The following is a 16,767-nucleotide window of genomic DNA, read 5'->3' as shown; positions in this document are numbered from 1 at the left end:
CCCGAGGAGCATTCATGGCAAGCATCGCGAGACGACCCGACGGCAAGTGGCGCGCCCGCTACCGCGACGACGACGGCAAGCAACACGCGAAGCACTTCGACCGCAAGGGCGACGCCCAGAAGTGGCTCAACGAAGTCACCGCCGCCGTTGTCACCGGCACCTACGTGGACCCCAACGCCGGACGGCTCACCCTCCGCGACTTCTACCTTGAATGGAAGACCCGGCAAGTGTGGGCACCCACCACCCTCCGAGCGATGGACACCGCCATCCGCTGCTGCACCTTCGCAGACACCGACCTCGCCAAACTGCGCCGCAGCCACGTCGAGCAGTGGGTGAAGACGATGACCGCCACCCTCGCCGCATCTACCATCCGGACCCGCGTCAACAACGTCCGCTCCGTCCTCCGCGCAGCCATCCGCGACCGCATCATCGCCACCGACCCATCCGAAGCCGTCACACTCCCCCGTCAGCGCCGCACCGAGCACGCCATGCGCATCCCCACCCCCGAGCAGGTCGGGCAGGTGCTCACCGCCGCAGAAGACTGGTTCGCGCCGTTCGTCGCCCTCGCAGCGTTCGCGGGCCTGCGGATCGGTGAAGCATCCGCCGTGCAGGTCCGGGACATCGACTTCCTCCGCCGCACCCTCCATGTCCAACGGCAGGTGCAGAACGGACCGACGGGTGTCGAGGTGTCAGCGCCGAAGTACGGGTCCGAGCGGAAGGTGTACCTGCCCGACGCGTTGGTGACGCTCCTGGCCCAGCACATCGAACGGGTCGGCGTGCATGGCGACGACGGATGGTTGTTCCCCGGCGTGCCCACCAGCCCCAGGAACATGCGCCGCGCGTTCGACCGCACGTGCGAGCGTGTCGGGTTGGACCTGATTCCCCACGACCTTCGGCACTTCTACGCGTCCGGCTTGATCGCTGCGGGCTGCGACGTGGTGACGGTGCAGCGGGCGCTGGGACACGCCAAGGCAACAACCACCCTGAACACGTACGGGCACCTGTGGCCGACCGCTGAGGACCGCACGCGGGTCGCTGCCGCGGACCTGATGAGCACCGCGCTTGACGCTCGTGGGGACCAGTTGGGGACCGCGGAGGGCTGAACCCCCGGAAACACTGGGGTAGGTGGCGTCAGGGACAGTTGAACCAGAACTGGGACTCGATCCGTTCGTCGCTCATGACCGCGAGCGTACGCGCGAGGATCGGGCCCGTGACCGCCGGATAGACTCGGCAGCATGCCCCGGGACGAACACGGACACCTCACTGCCGGCCGCATCAGTCCCACCCGCCCCGTCCCCGCGGACATCGCCCGACCGGAGTACGTGGGCCACGTCGAACCGCACGAGCACGGCCTGGGCGACACGTACACGCCCGACGAGGTCGAGCGGATCCGGACCGCGGGCCGTATCGCGTCGCAGGCCATCGACGCGGTCGCCGCCGCCATCCGCCCGGGGGTGACCACCGACGAGCTCGACCGGGTCGGCCACGAGTTCATCGTCGCGCGCGGCGCCTACCCGTCGACGCTCGGCTACCGCGGGTTCCCGAAGTCGCTCTGCTCCAGCGTCAACGAGGTCATCTGCCACGGCATCCCGGACGACACGGTGCTGCAGGACGGCGACATCGTGAACATCGACATCACGGCGTACAAGGACGGCGTCCACGGGGACACGAACCGGACCTTCGTCGTCGGCACCGCGAGCCAGGAGGTCCAGGACCTCGTCACGCGGACCGAGGAAGCCATGCGCCGTGGCATCCGCGCCGTCGCTCCCGGACGCCAGGTGAACGTCATCGGGCGGGCGATCGAGTCCTACGCCAAGCGGTTCGGGTACGGCGTCGTCCGTGACTACACCGGCCACGGCGTCGGGCGGGCGTTCCACTCCGGGCTCATCATCCCCCACTACGACGCCCCGCAGTACGACACCGTCATCGAGCCCGGCATGGTGTTCACGATCGAACCGATGCTCACCCTCGGTGGCATCGACGCGGACATCTGGCCCGACGACTGGACGGTCTCGACCCGCGACAAGTCCTGGACGGCACAGTTCGAACAGACCCTCGTCGTCACCGAACGCGGCGCCGAGCTCCTCACCGTTTCCTGAACCCACCAGCACCGGAAGGCACTCCCCCATGGCACAACTCGCGGTCGGCGTCGACATCGGCGGAACCGGCATCAAGGGCGCGATCGTCGACGTCGAGTCCGGCGCGCTCACGAGCGACCGGATCAAGAAGGCCACGCCCGAGGGCGGCAAGCCGGACGACATCGCCGAGGTCGTCGTCGAGATCATCAACGAGCTCGGCATGACGAACGACGAGCCGATCGGCATCTGCTTCCCCGCCGTGGTGAAGGACGGCCGGACCATGTCCGCGGCCAACGTGTCGAAGAAGTGGATCGGCTTCCCGGCCGAGGAGCTGTTCGAGAAGCGGCTCGGGCGCCAGATCCACTTCGTCAACGACGCCGACGCGGCGGGGTTCGCCGAGCAGCAGTTCGGTGCGGCGAAGGGCGTCGACGGCCTCGTCATCATGACGACGCTCGGCACCGGCATCGGCACGGCCCTCATCAACGACGGGGTGCTCATCGTCAACGCCGAGCTCGGCCACATCGAGATCGACGGGGTCGACTACGAGACGAAGGCGTCGTACGCGGCGAAGGAGCGCGACGACCTCTCCTGGAAACACTGGGCCAAGCGCCTGCAGAAGTACTACTCCCACCTCGAGGCGTACTTGTCCCCCGAGCTGTTCGTCGTCGGCGGCGGCATCTCGAAGCAGCACGAGGAGTTCCTGCCCCTGCTCGACCTCCAGGCGAAGATCATCCCCGCGACGCTCCGCAACAACGCGGGGATCATCGGGGCCGCGAAGCTGGCGGCGGACAGCAAGGAGTGACGGTCGGGAGGGGCGGCGCCGCCTGGCACCGCCCCTCCCGTCCGCCGGTCCTGCCGCGTCCCGCCCCGTTGAACCGGTTGCTTCCGGTGGAACCGCGGCATGCCGGTGTTCAACCGGAAGGTACCGGTTCGTCGGCCGTTGACGACGTCGGTGCGAATGGGCCGGCCGTACGCCGGGTTCTGTCCCGCCGCTCGCGCGGCGGTGACGGCCATCTATCTCGGACCGACGTCGCCGTCGGCCTCCAGCGGTCCACCCGAGGACTCAGCGAGCAGCTTCGTCGTCCTCTGTCTGACCTTGCTCCGGGCGAGGTTTACCGAGCAGATCCGGTCACCCGGATCCCTGGTGGTCTCTTACACCACCGTTTCACCCTCACCGCCGGGTCGCCCCGACGGCGGTCTGTTCTCTGTGGCACTGTCTCGCGGGTTGCCCCGGGTGGGTGTTGCCCACCGCCCTGCTCTGTGGAGCCCGGACGTTCCTCGGCACCCCGAGGGGTGACGCGACCGTCTCACCGACCCATTCGCGCGTCCACCCTACCGGCCCGATCGCCGAGATCGCAGTCGTTGCCGCTCGGACGGCCCTCAGCACGGCCACCGCGGCGGTCGCACCGGGTGGTCAGAGCCCGGACTCGGCCGTCCGTACGAGGATCGCGTCACTGTCCGGGCAGAGCAGGACCTCGTCCGGCGGGGCCGCGCGGACGGTCTGGAGGTCCGAGGCCGTGAGCGACACACCGGACGCGGTCGAGACCCCACCCTGGAGCAGACTCGCGCCGAAGCCGTACCGCGCCCGCTGCCGCTCGTACAGCGCGAGGAGGTCCGCGGGGACGCGCGCGGCGACGGTCTCGCGGTTCGCCCGCACGTGACCGAGGTCCTGCTCGAGCGAGGCCACCTGGGCCTCCCGCTCGTGGAGCAGCCGGTCGTGCTCGCCGTCGATCTCGGCGAGCTGCGCCTGGACGTCGCCGAGGCGGGCCTGCGCGACCTCGAGCCGTTCCATGACCTCGAGCTCCGTGGTCTCGAGGTCGTTGATGCGGCGGGTGAGGCTGGCGAGTTCGCTCTCGAGCCCGGCGGCGTCCTTCGCGTTCTTCGCCGCCTGGAGCAATGTGGTGTCGCGGTCGATCCGGGCCTGTGCCGTCGCGGTGTCGGACTCGAGGCGTGCGAGCTCGCGCTCGGCGTCCTCCACGCTGCCGGTCGCCGCGGCGAGGTCGCTGCGGAGCACCGCCGCCCGCCGCCCGAGCTCCGCGAGGTGCTCCCCCTTGCGGAGTCCGGTGATGCGGTGGCCGATGCGGGTCACGTCGTTGTCGATGCGCTGGAGATCGAGGAGGAGGAGTTGTGCCTCCGGGGCTGCCTTCACGCGGCGGCTCCTTCCGGGTCGGTCGGCTGGGGCCCCTCGTCGGTCCCGTCGGCATGCGGGGCGGACGACGGGAGGACGGCGAAGTCCCAGGGGTCGGTTCGGATGTCGCTCACGGTCACCCGGACGCCCGTGGCGTCGGCGAGCTGCGCGGCGGCGACGTCGAGCCAGAGCCACTCCGTGGCCCAGTGCGACGTGTCGACGAGTGCCGGACCATCCGACAGCATCGCGCGCTCCCGGAACTCCGACGCGGGATGGTGCCGGAGGTCGCTCGTGACGTAGACGTCGGCGGCGAGCACCTCGGGAGCACCGAGCAGGGAGTCGCCGGCACCCGCGCAGAGTGCGACGGTCCGGACCGGGCGGTCGTGCTCGCCCGACACGCGGACACCCGACGCCGTGGCGGGCAGGACGTCGACGAGGTGCCGCGCGAGCGCCCCGAGCGTCATCGGGGCGGCGAGGACGCCCACCCGGCCGATCCCGGTCCCCGGTCGGGCGCCCGGTTCGATCGGGCGCTGCTCGACGAGGCCGAGGCGGTCGGCGAGCACCGCGGAGGTCCCGGTCGTCACGACGTCGGCGTTCGTGTGCGCGGCGAGGAGCGCGCAGCCGCCGCGCACGAGGGTGGCGAGGACCGACCCCTTGTACGTGGTCTCGGCGATCGTGGTCACACCACGCAGGAGCAACGGGTGGTGCGCGACGAGCAGATCGGCGCCGAGCGCGACGGCCTCTCGCGCGACCTCGGGGACGGCGTCGACGGTGAGGTGCACGTGACGGACCTCGGCATCGGGGTCGCCCGACACGAGGCCGACGGCGTCCCACGACTCGGCGCCGTCGGCGGGCCAGAGGGCCTCGGCGGCGGCGAGGACGGCGCGGAGGGTCGGCATCGGCCCAGTCTACCGAGGGCCGTCGGCCCCGAGCGGCACGTCGGCGCCGAGCGGCACGCCAGCCCCGAGCGGCACGTCAGGCGCGGCGGAGGACCCGCAGCACGCGGGCGACGATACGTGCCCACCAGCTCGGCGTGGTCGCCGCGACGTCGGACGGCACCGGCTCCCCCGGTGCCGCCGCGTCGGCACGGTGCTGCTCGTCGGTGTCGGTGCCCGCGAGCGGCCCGGCAGATGCCTCGACCGCGGTGTCGGACCCGGACCGGACCGGACCGAGCGGGAACGCGGTCGCCGCACCGGCGTCGGCACCCGTGTGGGCGCGCAACGCGGCGACGAAGGCCTCGTGGTCGATCGCGCTCGGGCCCGTGGCGGGCGGCACGAGCGGCGTCGGACGCGTCACCGCGGCCACCGGAGCGACCAGCGCGCTGGCAGACTCGACGTCGACGTCCTCGCGGTCGAGGGCGTCGGCGAGGACGGACTGCAGGGCGGGGAGCGCGTCGCCCCGGGCCGGCGTGGTGGTGGCCCGGGTCGAGACGGCGGTGCGGGCTGGTCGAGTGACCACGGCGGCGGCGAGGAGGTCCGCGAAGACCTCGGTGGCCCAGGCCCGGGCGGCGGCGACCTCGGGGTCGGAGGACCGGGCGATCCGGGCCTCCCATGCGGCGAAGCGCGCGCGGTCCTCGTCGCGGCGGCGCAGTTCTTCCTCGAGCAGGGAGATGCGCTCCACGGTGCTCCGGCCGGTCGCGGTCGCGAGCTCGACGGCGAGGTCCCCGATCCGGAGCGAGATCCGGGCCGGGGGCTCGGGGAACGTCGGGGCGCAGGCGGAGGCGTGCCGTCCGCGATCACGGCGGAAGGCGGCGGGCGCGGGGTCCACGAGCGTGGCGGGTGCCGGGTCGTCCAGCGGAGCGACGTCGAGTGCCCGCACGGGCTCGGCGACGACGGCCGCAGCGGCGACGGGTTCGGCCGCCGTCTCCGGACCGCCCGCGTCCGTGCCGCCCGCGTCCGGAGCGGCCGCCGTGTCGGTCTCCGTCGGGAGTGCGACGGGCCCGGTCACCGGCGGCACGACGAGGTCCGGGACGTACGGGGCGTGGACCGCCGGCACGTCCCGGAGCCACGCCTCGACCTCGCGGCCGAACGGGTCGACGAGGGCGGGACGTGCTCCGGACTGGGTCTCCATGGCCGAATCGTAGGCAGGAGGAGCGGAGGAACCCGGATGATCGGCGGTGTGTCGCGTTCCGAGCGGGGCCGCGGTGTCGTCCGGAGACGTCACCTGCCAGCGCTACCGCTGCCCGCGGCCACGGCTCCGAGCAGTGCAGCGCCGTCCGGCGAGCCGAGCCCGGTGCAGGCGTCCCACCCGGGAGCCGCCGCGAAGGCGCCGTTCGACCCCGACGTGACGTCGCGGAAGGTCGACGCCGCGCTGTACAGCACCGGCTGCGCGAGCCCGAGCGGCCGCCCGGTCGACTGGACGATCCGGGCGATCAGCGCGGCCCACAGCGGAGCGACCGCGCTCGTGCCGCCGATGACGGTGCGGTTGCCGTCGACGAGGACCTCGTACCCGGTCTCGGGATCGGCGACCGCGGCGACGTCGGGGACGCCTCGGCCGCCCGACGACTCGGCGGTGCCCGGCACGCCGACGCCCTGCTGCCAGGTCGGCAGCGGGAACGCATCGCTGACCCCACCGCCCGTGGCACCACCGCTCGCACCGTCGTTCCACACGGTCTCGGAGGTGATCGTCGTGCCCGAGGCCTCGAGCCGCGTCCCGCCACAGGCGAGGACGTGCGGGCTCGACGCCGGGAAGTCCACGTGCTGCCCGCCGTCCGACTGCCCGTCGGTGCTGCCGTTGTCGCCCGCGGCCGCGGTCACGGTGACCCCGAGGGACACCGCGTCGACCACGGCGTCGTCGAGCGCGGAGCGGGCCTGGGCGGTCCAGGCGTCCTCGCTCTGTCCCCAGCTGATGCTCATGGCCGTCGGGGTCGGAGTCGCGTGCGCCGCGGTGGCCACGGCGTCGACGAAGCCGGCGTCGGTGTTCGGGGCGAAGTACACGACGATGGCCGCTCCGGGAGCCAGCGCCCCCACCACCTCGACGTCGAGCATGACCTCGCCGTCCGCGCCGTTCGGATCCCCACCCGGGACGTTCTCGGCGCCGTCGACACCCACGGCGGTCACGGACGGGGAGCCCACGCCGAGACCGGAGAAGTAGGTGTCGAGGTCGGACTGCACGTACCCGCCGCCGAGTTCGATGATCGCCACCGTCTGGCCCGAGCCGTCGATGTCGGGCGGGAACGCGTACGCGGTGCCGAGCTCGACGGGCGAGTAGCTGGTCGAGCGGGCGGCGGCGGGCACGGAACGGAACTGCGTCCGCGCCTGCGGGCGGTCGTCGAGGCCGAGCACCGCCACGACGACGCCGTCGAGTGCCGCGGGGACGCTCAGGCTCCCCGACCGGTGCCGGTGCTGGGCACTGCCACCGCCGGGCGCGTCGCTCGTGACGGTCTCGAGGTCCGTGCCGAACGCCCGGCCCATCGCCGCGGTCGTCCCCTCGACGCGCACGTGACGCGTGGCGGGGTCGGCGCTGAGGACGGTCAGGTCGAGGGCCTCCAGCGTGGTGCGGACGAGGTCGAGGTCGGCCTCGGTCGCCCCGTGCGCACTGACGAACGCGGCGCGGTCCATCGGGACGGCGGTGCCGTCGAGCGGCGCGACGGGGTTCGCGCGCCGCACCACCACGGTCGCCTGGACCGGGGAGTCGGGCGGGAGGGCCGCCGCGGCGCGGACGCCGGGGGCGGACGGACGCTCGCTGCCGGCGAGCGGAACGAGCTGCGGGTCCTTCGAGCTGTCGGTCATGGCACCGGTCTACTCCGCACCCATGACGTCGCCCGTGTCCCGGACGGCGCATGCACGCCGACGACCATGCAGCGGCGACCCGCTCCGGCGTGGCGCCCATCCGCCGCCGTGCCCGTTCTGGGGGTGGGAAGCGGGAGCCGCGACACCTATCGTCGTCACGATCACTCTCGTGGACGCGGACCGGAGGCACCCCCCATGACCAGCGTGCGTCGGTTCATCCACCGGTACTCGGTGACACCGTTCCTCAAGCAGGCACCGATCGCGGTGCTGGTCGCCCTGGCGGCGGTGCTCTCGGTCGCCGTCCCGCAGCTCGCCGTGTCGGACCACACCGGACTCGCGGTGAGCCTGGTGCTCACCGCGATCGCCACGCTCTGGGCGAGCGTGGTGACCGCGCGCAGCGAGCGGCTCGGTGCCCTCGCGCTCCTCGTGCCCGCGGTCGACTTCGTGGCGCTCGGCGTCCTCCGATGGGCGACGGGCTCGTCGGCGTCGATCTTCACCGCCCTCGTGGTCCTGCCCGTCGTGTGGTTCGCCGCCACCGACGGCCGACGGCACGTCCTCTACGCGATGCTCGGCACCGCGGTCGTGATCCTCACGCCGTTCGTCTTCGGGATCAGCGGCAGCGGCCGGGTCACCGAGCTCATCCGCCTCGTCGTCGTGCTCGTCGTCTACACGACCGTGGCGCTCGTCGTCAACGAGTTCGCCCGGCAGCACGCGACGCAGCTGCGCCTCGCCGCCGAGCGCGAGGCAGCCGTCACGGACGAGATCGACCGCGCCGCCGCGGTGCAACGCTCGCTCCTCCCCCAGCCCCTCTGCTCGCTGCCCGGCTACTCCGTCGCGGGGACCTGTCTGCCCTCGGCCACGGTCGGCGGCGACTTCTTCGACTGGTACCGGACCGACGAGGGCATCGCGATCACCCTCGGCGACGTCATGGGCAAGGGCGTCGGCGCCGGGCTCATCGCCGCGGCCGTGCGGGCCGTGGTCCGCAGCTCCCGGCGTGATCCCGACCCCGCGGCCGCGATCGTGCGTGCCTCGGAAGGGCTCTCGACCGACGTCGCGGACCGAGGCGAGTCGACGGCCTTCACCACGCTCTTCCACGCCCGGTTCAGCGGGGACGTCCTCCGCTGGGCGGACGCCGGACACGGCCTGTCGATCGTCGTCCGCGAGGACGGGACCCACGAGCGTCTGACCACCGCGCACCTGCCGATCGGTCTCGGGATCGACGACGCCTGGCAGACGATGGAGATCGCCATCGCGCCCGGGGACGTCCTCGTCACCTTCAGCGACGGCGTGCTCGACCTGTTCGGCGGTGGACTCGACACGATCGACCAGGTCGCCGCGATCGCCCGCCGGGATCCGCGGCCGGGCGCCGTGGTCGAGGCCCTCGTCGCGATGGCCCGCACCGCCGGGCACGACGACGACGTCACGGTCGTGGCGCTCCGGCGTGAACCCGTCGCGACCGCCGCGGCCGCCGTGCCGACCAGTGCGATCACCGTCGGCGTCTGATCCCGCCCGGGAGGGACGCCTCCACGGAGACGACGGGAGGCACGGGGACCGCGATCCCCGTGCCTCCCGTCCGCCGTCGGGACGACGGGATCAACCCGTGTTCTGCAGACCGGCGGCCACGCCGTTCACGGTGAGGAGCAGCAGTCGGTGGTCGGCGTCCTGCGGGTCGCCGTCGCTCGCGGTCCGGATGCCACGGAGCGCCCGGAGTTGCAGGAGCGACAGGGCGTCGACGTACGGGCTCCGCAGGCGGACGGCGCGGCTCAGGACGGGCCGGTCCTCGAGGACGTCCGACGAGCCGCTCGTCCGGAGCACCCAGGCGCGCGTCAGAGCCATCTCGTCGAGGACCATGCGGGCGAGGTCCGGGCGGTCGCCGAGCGCGAGGTACCGGTTCGCGATCGCCTCGTCGGTCTTCGCCAGGGACATCTCGACGTTCTTGATCATCGCCGAGAACAGCGGCCAGGACCGGTAGGCGTCCTGGAGCAGCTCGACGTCGCCGACCGCGGCCAGCGCCGACCCGAGGCCGTACCAGCCGGCCAGGTTGATGCGCGCCTGGGTCCACGAGAACACCCACGGGATGGCGCGGAGGTCCTCGAGGGACTCCACGGACAAGCCGCGACGGGCCGGCCGGGAGCCGAGCGCGAGGAGCCCGATCTCCTCCATCGGCGTGACGGTGGCGAACCACGGCGCGAACCCGTCCGCCTTGACGAGGTCGAAGAAGGCCGCGCGCGATGCGCGGTCCATCGTGGCGGCGACGTCCGCGAAGCGATCGGCGGCCGCGGCGGTCACGGACTCGTTCGAGGGCGCGGACGCCTGCAGGGTCGCAGCGGCCATCTGCTCGAGGTGCCGCGCGCCGATCGTCTTGTCGCCGTACTGGGCGAAGATGACCTCGCCCTGCTCGGTGATCTTGAGTCGGCCGTCGACCGACCCCGGCGGCTGCGCGAGCACGGCCTCGTTCGCCGGACCGCCGCCGCGGCCGAGCGCACCGCCCCGGCCGTGGAACAGCGTCAGCTCGATGTCGTGGTCGGCAGCCCACGCGGCGATCCGGGCCTGGGCGTCGTACAGCGCGAACGTCGCCGACACCGGACCGACGTCCTTCGACGAGTCGGAGTACCCGAGCATCACCTCGAGCCGGCGCCCGGTCGCGGCGAGTCGACGTTCGACCGCGGGCAGGCGGACGGCCTCGTCGAGGATCCGCGTGCTCGCGTCGAGGTCGGCGAAGGTCTCGAAGAGCGGGACGACGTCGAGCACCGGCGCGGCCTCGGCGGACCCGAGTGCGGCCTCGGCGAGCTCGAACACCGTGGCGATGTCCTCGGACGACTGCGTGAACGAGATGACGTACCGGCACGCCGCGCGCACGCCGTACCGCGCCTGCAGGGACGCGATCGCCCGGAACACCGCGAGCACCTCGTCCGTCATCGGGCTGTGCTCGACGCCGGCACGGACCTCGGCGAGGGCGGTTCGATGCACCTGCGAGTGCTGCCGGACCTCGAGCTCCGCGAGGTGGAAGCCGAAGGTCTCCACCTGCCAGATCAGGTTCTGGAGCTCGCCGTGGGCCGCGCGCTCGGCGCCGGCGGCGGCGAGCGAGCCCTGGACGGTCCGGAGGTCGGCGAGCAGGTCCTCGGGCGAGGCGTACGCGAGCGGGACGTCCTCGCGCCGGGTCGCGTCGATGCGGGCCGCGACGAACAGGAGCACGCGGCGGTGGACCTCCTGCGGCGCGCGGACCGCGATGCGGGCGGCGACCTCGGCGTCGAGCGCCTGCTGGGCTTCGTCGAGCGCGGTGAGGTCGGCCGTCGGCGGGGTGCCGCCGTCGTCGAGGGTCAGCGCGTCGGCGATCCGGGTCGCGGCGCGGGTCAGCCCGAGCAGGACGTGCTCGGACTGGATCCGGGCCGCCTCGAGCGTGACCTCGGCGGTGACGTGGGGGTTGCCGTCGCGGTCGCCGCCGATCCAGCTGCCGAGGCGGATGAACGCCGGGGCGGCCACCGGACGGCGCCCGGCGTCGTCGCCGAGGAGGCGGTCGTCGAGCAGCCGGTACACCGCCGGCACGATCTCGAACAGCGTCTGGTCGAAGACGCTCATCGCCGTGCGGACCTCGTCGAGCGGGGTGGGACGCGTGGGCCGGAGGGGCGAGGTACGCCAGAGCGTCTCGACCTCCTCGAGCAGGCGGCGGGCGTTCTCGGCACCGTCGACGGCGTTCCGGACGGCGTCCCGTGCGTCGAGCAGGTCGCTGATCCGGCGGATCGTCGTGGCCACGGCTCGGCGTCGGGCCTCGGTCGGATGCGCCGTGAGCACCGGGTGGAACCGGAGGGCCGCCAGGCGGGCGGCCGCCTCGTCCTCGCCGAGTGCGTCACGCAGTCCGGCGAGGGTCGCCGCGATCGAGTCCCCCGGCGTGCCCCCCACGTCACCACGGCGTCGGAGGACGCGGACGCGGTGGTGCTCCTCGGCGAGGTTGCTGAGGTGGAAGTAACAGGTGAAGGCCCGGGCGACCTGCTCCGCGCGGTCCTGGTCGAAGCCCTCGACGATCTCCTGGGCCCGGTCGATGGCCCGGTCGTCCGTGCCCTCGTACGCGTCGATCACGGCGGCGCGCAGGGCCTCCACGTCGGCGAACAGGGCTTCGCCGCCGGTCTCGCGGAGCACCCGCCCGAGCAGGTTCCCGAGGAAGCTGACGTCGCCGCGCAGGTCGTCGTCGACCTCGCCCCGGACGTCGTCGCGTGGCCGGTCGTGGCGGGCCGTGCCGTCGATCGTGGTCATCGTCGTTCCTCCGAGGGATGGGCGGGGTGCACACACGTGAGTACCACATCGTGCTCGCCGGGCGCGATTCGCGTGACGCCGGGAGGCCCGGTTCGGCCCGGCGGGAGCGTCCGAGCGGGGACCGTCGAACGCGTCACGGTCGCGCGGCGGCGCGGGGTGCGCCCGACGAGCCGCGGACCACGAGGGAGGGCCGGATCGCCCGCGCGGTCGGGGGCGGGGCACCCGCCATCGTCGCGCGCAGGACCTCGAACGCGGCGCGGCCCAGTCCGGCGAAGTCCATCCGGACGGTGGTGAGCCCGGGCGTCCACACCTCGGCGAGGGGCATGTCGTCGAACCCGACCACGCTGACGTCGCCGGGGACGGCGCGGCCCTGGTCCGCCATCGCCCGGAGCACGCCCATCGCGACCTCGTCGTTGAAGCAGAACACGGCGGTCGCGTCGTCCGGGAGCTGCTCGATCGCGGCGGCCCGGGCGCTCATCGGGGCCCAGTCCGTGGCGACCACGGGCGGCACCGGCGCGTCGCGGGCGGCGAGCTCGGCCAGGTACCCGTACGTCCGGCCGTGCCCGATGTCGTTCGGGTAGTCGACGGCGAGATGGTGGACCGTGCGGTGACCGAGCGCGAGCAGGTGCTCGGTCGCCAGTCGCGCACCGAGTTCGTCGTCGAGCCATGCGTAGGGCAGGCCCGACCGGTTCGTGCCGACCATCGCCGCGGTGGCGGTCGGCATGGTCGCGGGGATCCGCGCCAGTGCCGCCGTCACGAACTCGTCGAACTCGATGCCGATGATCCCGGACAACGGCTGGGACAGCACGAGCTCGACCGCGGACCGGACGTGGTCGGGGTCCCCGTTCTCGACGACCGTGATCGTGACGAGGAAGTCGCCCTCACGCGCGGCCTCCTCGATGCCCCGGAGCACCGAGGCGAACCCGTACCGGGTCGTGTTTCCGGTGATGACGCCGATCATCTTCTGGCGACCCGACTTGAGCGCGCGGGCCGCCTCGTTCGGCCGGTAGCCCAGTCGGACGATGGCGTCCTGCACGGCGGTCCGACGCCGCTCGCTCACGACCCCCGGGTCGTTGAGGACACGGGAGACGGTCGCGACCGAGACGCCGGCCATCCGGGCGACGTCCGCGATGCCCGGCGCGCGGGGCGGACGCTCGACCATCGGACGATGCTATCCCGACACCACGCGCCGGTCACTTGATGCCGGACTCCGCGATGCCCTGCACGAACTGCCGCTGGAAGACGAAGAACACGATCATCACGGGGATCATCGAGATGAGCGTGATCGCCATGATCTCGTCCCACGGGTGCGAGTAGGACCCGTTCAGCGAGGACAAGCCCACGGAGATCGTGTAGCTCTCCGGCTTCTGCAGGGCGACGAGCGGCCAGACGAAGTCGTTCCACCGCCACACGAACGTCAGGATCGTCAGGACCGCGACGAGCGGGCCGCACGCCGGCAGCACGACGGTCCGGAAGGTGCGGAACTCCCCCGCGCCGTCGACCCGAGCCGCTTCGATGAGCTCGGTCGGGATCGCCTGGATGTACTGCCGGGCCATGAAGATCGAGACGGCCTGTGCCGCCGAGGGCAGGATCACGGCCCACGGGGTGCCGACGAGTCCGAGCTTCGAGATGATGACGAACTCGGGCACCATGACCACCTGGATCGGCACCATGATCGTCACGAGCATCGCGCCGAACAGCAGGTTCCGTCCGCGGAACGAGAACTTCGCGAACGCGTACCCGGCGAGCACGCTGATGAACACCGAGATGACGACCCCGGCGACCGCGATGACCACCGAGTTGACCAGCCACGTCAGCACCGGCTGGTCCGCGAACGCCTTGGCGAACACCCCGAGGTCGACCCGGTGCGGCCACAGCGAGAACCCCGACGTCTGGGCGAGGCCGCCCGGGCTGATCGCGGTGACGAACACCCAGTAGACCGGGAACACCATGACGAGTCCCCCGAGGACCATCGCCGCCCAGATGACCCACCGCGCGGGGGTCATCCGGTCCTGGATCGGTACGCGCCGGTCGGGACGGGTGCGCACGACGCGTGCCGTGCCTCCCGGACGACCGGCCCTGGAGCGTCCGACGGCACGGGCGGGAACGGCGGTGGAGCTGCCGACCCGCTCGACGGGACGCGATGTCGAGGTGCTCATGCCTGGTCCTCCTCGGTGCGGCGCGCGAGGACGTTCCGCACCAGTGTCAGCAGGAGCAGCGTCAGCACGAGGAGCACGCCGACGGCGGACGCGTACCCCATCGTCCCCTGCGTGAACGCGGCCCGGAAGATGTACTGCACGAGCACGGTCGTCGAGAACCCGGGACCACCGCCGGTGAGCACGTAGATGACGTCGAACGCCTGGATCGAGAAGACCACGTTGAGCACGACGAGGATGTAGGTCGTCGGTCGCAGCAGCGGCCAGACGATGTTCGAGAAGCGCTTGCCGCTGCCGGCACCGTCGACGCTCGCCGCCTCGAGCACGCTCGGGTTGATGTTCTGCAACGCCGCCAGGTAGGTCACCATGCAGAACCCGATCCGTCCCCAGACCACCGTGAGGATGACCGTGGCCATGGCCCAGTGCGGCGACGACAACCAGGTGATCCGCGGGAGCCCGAGCGCCTGGAGCGCGGCGTTCGCGATCCCGTTGTCGGCGTTGAAGATCCACGCCATGACGAGCGACACGGCCACGCCGGACACGACCATCGGCAGGAAGTACAGGCTGCGGATGACGCCGCGGCCGGGGAGCCTGCGGTTGAGGAGCACGGCGAGCAGCAGCCCGATCGCTGCCGACGTCGGCACCGTGCCGAGCGTGAACACGACGGTGTTCCACACGCTCGTCCAGAACACCGGGTCGCTCGGGATGTCGGCGTAGTTCTTCCCACCGATCCAGCTCCCGCCGCCGAACGTCTGCACGTCCTGGAACGACAGCACGACGGACACGATGATCGGTCCGAACGCGAACACGACGAAGAGGAGCAGCGACGGGGCGACGAAGGTCCACGGCACGGCGACCGGGACGCGACGCCGCCCGCCCCGACGCGGCGGCCGCCCGCCGGTGCGGGACGACGGCCGCACGTCGACCGACCCGACCACCCCGCGCGCGGCGACCTCGCTAGCCGACGACACGGCTGATCCCGTCCGAGATGTTCTTCGCCGTCTCCTTCGGGGTCTGCGTCCCGATGAAGCAGAGGTCGAGCTGGTCGGCGAGCACCTCGTTGATCTGGTTGAACTGCGGGCTCGTCTCGATCTTCGCCATGTTCGTCGGGATCGTGGCGACCTGCTCCACGAACGTCTTCATCTGGTCGTTGTTGGACCTGAAGTGCAGCGAGTCGGCGTCGAGCGCGGTGCGGATCGGCAGGAACAGGTCGTTCTCGCAGAAGTACTCCATGTTCGCCTGGTTGCAGACGAACTTGATGAAGTCGGCGGCGACGTCGGGGTGCTTCGACGACTTCGAGACGCCGAGCAGGTTCCCGCCGAGGTCGGACGCGGCCTTCTTGCCCTTCGGCATGTACGTGACGTCCCACTTCGATTGATCGAGGCCCTTGCCGACGTCCCCCATGAGCCAGTCGCCGTAGAGCATGACGCCGACCTGACCGGTCGTGAAGCTGTTGAGCGTCGAGGCGTCGTTCGAGGCCTTGATCGTGTTCGACTTCGGGATGAGGCCGTCGTTGTACAGGCCCTGGAACCAGTCGAGCGCGGCGATGCCCTTCTTGGTGTTGATCATCGGCTTCTTCAGGTCGTTGTCGAGCAACCGGCCGCCCATCATGTAGAGGAACGGGAGCCAGCGGTAGGCCGTGTTCGGACCGCCGAAGCCGTAGACCATGCCGTACTTGCCGGTCTGCTTCTTGACCTTGACGAGCAGGTCGTGGAACTCGGACAGCGACCACGCCTGCCCGATGCTCGCCGGGGGCTGCTCGCCGATCGCCGCGAAGACGTCCTTGCGGTAGTAGGTCGCGAACGTGTCGGTGTGTTGCGGGATCGCGTGCGGCTTGCCGTCGAGCAGCGACGCCTGCCAGAAGCTCTTCTGGAACCCCTTGCCGTACCGCGCGGGAACCCACTTCGACAGGTCGATGAGGCCGCCGTTCTCGGCGTACCGGCCGAACGACTGCCACGTCACGCGGACGATGTCGGGCGCGCTCCCACCGCTGAGCTGTGTCGTGAACCACTGGTTGAAGTCGCCGCCAGGCGTCTTCTGGATCTTGATGTTCACCCCGGGATGCGTCTTCTTGTACGCCGCGGCGAACTTCGCGTACGTGACGAGGTCCGCGGCGATGTCCCACGTCGACAGGACGAGGTCGGCCTTCACGTTCTTCGGGACGGCGGCCTCGGCGGCGCCGGACGGCACGCCGGCGACTGCGAGGGGGGACAGCAGGGCCCCGCCCGCGATGGCCGCGCCCATGCCGACGAACCCACGGCGTGAGAGCCGTCCGTCGTCTCCGGGCTGGGCTTTCTGATCGTTCACGGACGCCTCCTCGAGTCCTGACGAGACCGCCGGCGGGCACGCCGACGGACCACCGGCGCCATCGCCGATGGAGACCCGCGGACGGGGTGTCCGCCTGGGCCAGATGTGGGTCCCGG

Annotated in this window: 13 protein-coding genes and 1 other RNA gene; 4 read left to right on the top strand and 10 right to left on the bottom strand. The window is 71.9% G+C overall.

Annotated elements, in window-relative coordinates:
• Positions 1 to 14: 14 nt before the first annotated feature.
• The 3 genes from DEI93_RS07090 to ppgK all read left to right on the top strand — a co-directional run bounded on the left by DEI93_RS07090 (position 15) and on the right by ppgK (position 2,880).
• On the top strand, positions 15 to 1,103 hold the full coding sequence (locus DEI93_RS07090; protein ID WP_111119114.1) for a tyrosine-type recombinase/integrase: 1,089 nt from the start codon (positions 15 to 17) through the stop codon (positions 1,101 to 1,103).
• 132 nt (positions 1,104 to 1,235) lie between these two features.
• On the top strand, positions 1,236 to 2,099 hold the full coding sequence (gene map / locus DEI93_RS07085) for a type I methionyl aminopeptidase (RefSeq protein ID WP_111008779.1): 864 nt from the start codon (positions 1,236 to 1,238) through the stop codon (positions 2,097 to 2,099).
• Between the two features lie 28 nt (positions 2,100 to 2,127).
• Positions 2,128 to 2,880 (top strand): polyphosphate--glucose phosphotransferase, encoded by a 753-nt coding sequence (ppgK, locus tag DEI93_RS07080; protein WP_111008778.1) that lies wholly within the window; start codon positions 2,128 to 2,130, stop codon positions 2,878 to 2,880.
• A 152-nt stretch (positions 2,881 to 3,032) separates the two neighbouring features.
• Here the strand turns inward: ppgK and rnpB are convergent.
• The 5 genes from rnpB to DEI93_RS07055 form a co-directional block, all read right to left on the bottom strand.
• Positions 3,033 to 3,397, bottom strand: an RNA gene (gene rnpB, locus DEI93_RS07075) — RNase P RNA component class A.
• Positions 3,398 to 3,492: 95 nt separating this feature from the next.
• Positions 3,493 to 4,227: a zinc ribbon domain-containing protein gene (locus tag DEI93_RS07070; RefSeq protein WP_111119115.1), complete on the bottom strand. Its 735-nt coding sequence runs from the start codon at positions 4,225 to 4,227 to the stop codon at positions 3,493 to 3,495.
• A complete protein-coding gene (locus tag DEI93_RS07065; protein ID WP_111036384.1) occupies positions 4,224 to 5,105 on the bottom strand; it encodes a Nif3-like dinuclear metal center hexameric protein in 882 nt (293 codons plus the stop codon). Before DEI93_RS07065 ends, DEI93_RS07070 begins: the two co-directional genes overlap by 4 nt.
• A gap of 76 nt (positions 5,106 to 5,181) precedes the next feature.
• Positions 5,182 to 6,276: a hypothetical protein gene (locus DEI93_RS07060; RefSeq protein ID WP_111119116.1), complete on the bottom strand. Its 1,095-nt coding sequence runs from the start codon at positions 6,274 to 6,276 to the stop codon at positions 5,182 to 5,184.
• 89 nt (positions 6,277 to 6,365) lie between these two features.
• On the bottom strand, positions 6,366 to 7,937 hold the full coding sequence (locus DEI93_RS07055) for a S53 family peptidase (protein WP_111119117.1): 1,572 nt from the start codon (positions 7,935 to 7,937) through the stop codon (positions 6,366 to 6,368).
• A gap of 195 nt (positions 7,938 to 8,132) precedes the next feature.
• Between DEI93_RS07055 and DEI93_RS07050 the strand changes: the two genes are divergently transcribed.
• Positions 8,133 to 9,440, top strand: coding sequence for a PP2C family protein-serine/threonine phosphatase (locus tag DEI93_RS07050; protein WP_181434643.1), 1,308 nt, complete (start codon positions 8,133 to 8,135; stop codon positions 9,438 to 9,440).
• 90 nt (positions 9,441 to 9,530) lie between these two features.
• Here DEI93_RS07050 and DEI93_RS07045 read toward each other — a convergent pair whose 3' ends face one another.
• From DEI93_RS07045 to DEI93_RS07025, 5 genes are all read right to left on the bottom strand, one after another.
• Positions 9,531 to 12,188, bottom strand: coding sequence for a phosphoenolpyruvate carboxylase (locus DEI93_RS07045; protein WP_111119119.1), 2,658 nt, complete (start codon positions 12,186 to 12,188; stop codon positions 9,531 to 9,533).
• A 133-nt stretch (positions 12,189 to 12,321) separates the two neighbouring features.
• The gene (locus tag DEI93_RS07040) at positions 12,322 to 13,350 is read right to left on the bottom strand and encodes a LacI family DNA-binding transcriptional regulator (protein ID WP_111025996.1); all 1,029 of its coding nucleotides are present in this window, start codon (positions 13,348 to 13,350) and stop codon (positions 12,322 to 12,324) included.
• 31 nt (positions 13,351 to 13,381) lie between these two features.
• Positions 13,382 to 14,347 carry a carbohydrate ABC transporter permease gene (locus DEI93_RS07035; protein WP_258372155.1) on the bottom strand — a complete coding sequence of 322 codons (966 nt, stop codon included), beginning with the start codon at positions 14,345 to 14,347 and terminating at the stop codon, positions 13,382 to 13,384.
• Positions 14,344 to 15,315, bottom strand: a complete 972-nt coding sequence (locus DEI93_RS07030) for a carbohydrate ABC transporter permease (protein ID WP_258370061.1) — start codon at positions 15,313 to 15,315, stop codon at positions 14,344 to 14,346. The genes DEI93_RS07035 and DEI93_RS07030 overlap by 4 nt, the downstream gene beginning before the upstream one ends.
• Entirely contained in the window at positions 15,302 to 16,651 is a 1,350-nt protein-coding gene (locus DEI93_RS07025) for an ABC transporter substrate-binding protein (RefSeq protein ID WP_111119120.1), read from the bottom strand. Before DEI93_RS07025 ends, DEI93_RS07030 begins: the two co-directional genes overlap by 14 nt.
• Positions 16,652 to 16,767 lie beyond the last annotated feature (116 nt).

This window comes from Curtobacterium sp. MCBD17_035, from assembly GCF_003234815.2.
Classification (GTDB): domain Bacteria; phylum Actinomycetota; class Actinomycetes; order Actinomycetales; family Microbacteriaceae; genus Curtobacterium.
The sequence above is the reverse complement of the archived record's forward strand: the minus strand, read 5'-3'. Positions and strand labels throughout refer to the sequence as shown.

What these genes read in the sequence shown, in the direction of transcription:
- DEI93_RS07035 (WP_258372155.1), bottom strand. Translation starts at nt 14,347, where the DNA reads ATGAGCACCTCGACATCGCGTCCCGTCGAGCGGGTCGGCAGCTCCACC.
- map (WP_111008779.1), top strand. Translation starts at nt 1,236, where the DNA reads ATGCCCCGGGACGAACACGGACACCTCACTGCCGGCCGCATCAGTCCC.
- DEI93_RS07050 (WP_181434643.1), top strand. Translation starts at nt 8,133, where the DNA reads ATGACCAGCGTGCGTCGGTTCATCCACCGGTACTCGGTGACACCGTTC.
- DEI93_RS07045 (WP_111119119.1), bottom strand. Translation starts at nt 12,188, where the DNA reads ATGACCACGATCGACGGCACGGCCCGCCACGACCGGCCACGCGACGAC.
- DEI93_RS07065 (WP_111036384.1), bottom strand. Translation starts at nt 5,105, where the DNA reads ATGCCGACCCTCCGCGCCGTCCTCGCCGCCGCCGAGGCCCTCTGGCCC.
- DEI93_RS07060 (WP_111119116.1), bottom strand. Translation starts at nt 6,276, where the DNA reads ATGGAGACCCAGTCCGGAGCACGTCCCGCCCTCGTCGACCCGTTCGGC.
- DEI93_RS07040 (WP_111025996.1), bottom strand. Translation starts at nt 13,350, where the DNA reads ATGGTCGAGCGTCCGCCCCGCGCGCCGGGCATCGCGGACGTCGCCCGG.
- DEI93_RS07090 (WP_111119114.1), top strand. Translation starts at nt 15, where the DNA reads ATGGCAAGCATCGCGAGACGACCCGACGGCAAGTGGCGCGCCCGCTAC.
- ppgK (WP_111008778.1), top strand. Translation starts at nt 2,128, where the DNA reads ATGGCACAACTCGCGGTCGGCGTCGACATCGGCGGAACCGGCATCAAG.
- DEI93_RS07055 (WP_111119117.1), bottom strand. Translation starts at nt 7,937, where the DNA reads ATGACCGACAGCTCGAAGGACCCGCAGCTCGTTCCGCTCGCCGGCAGC.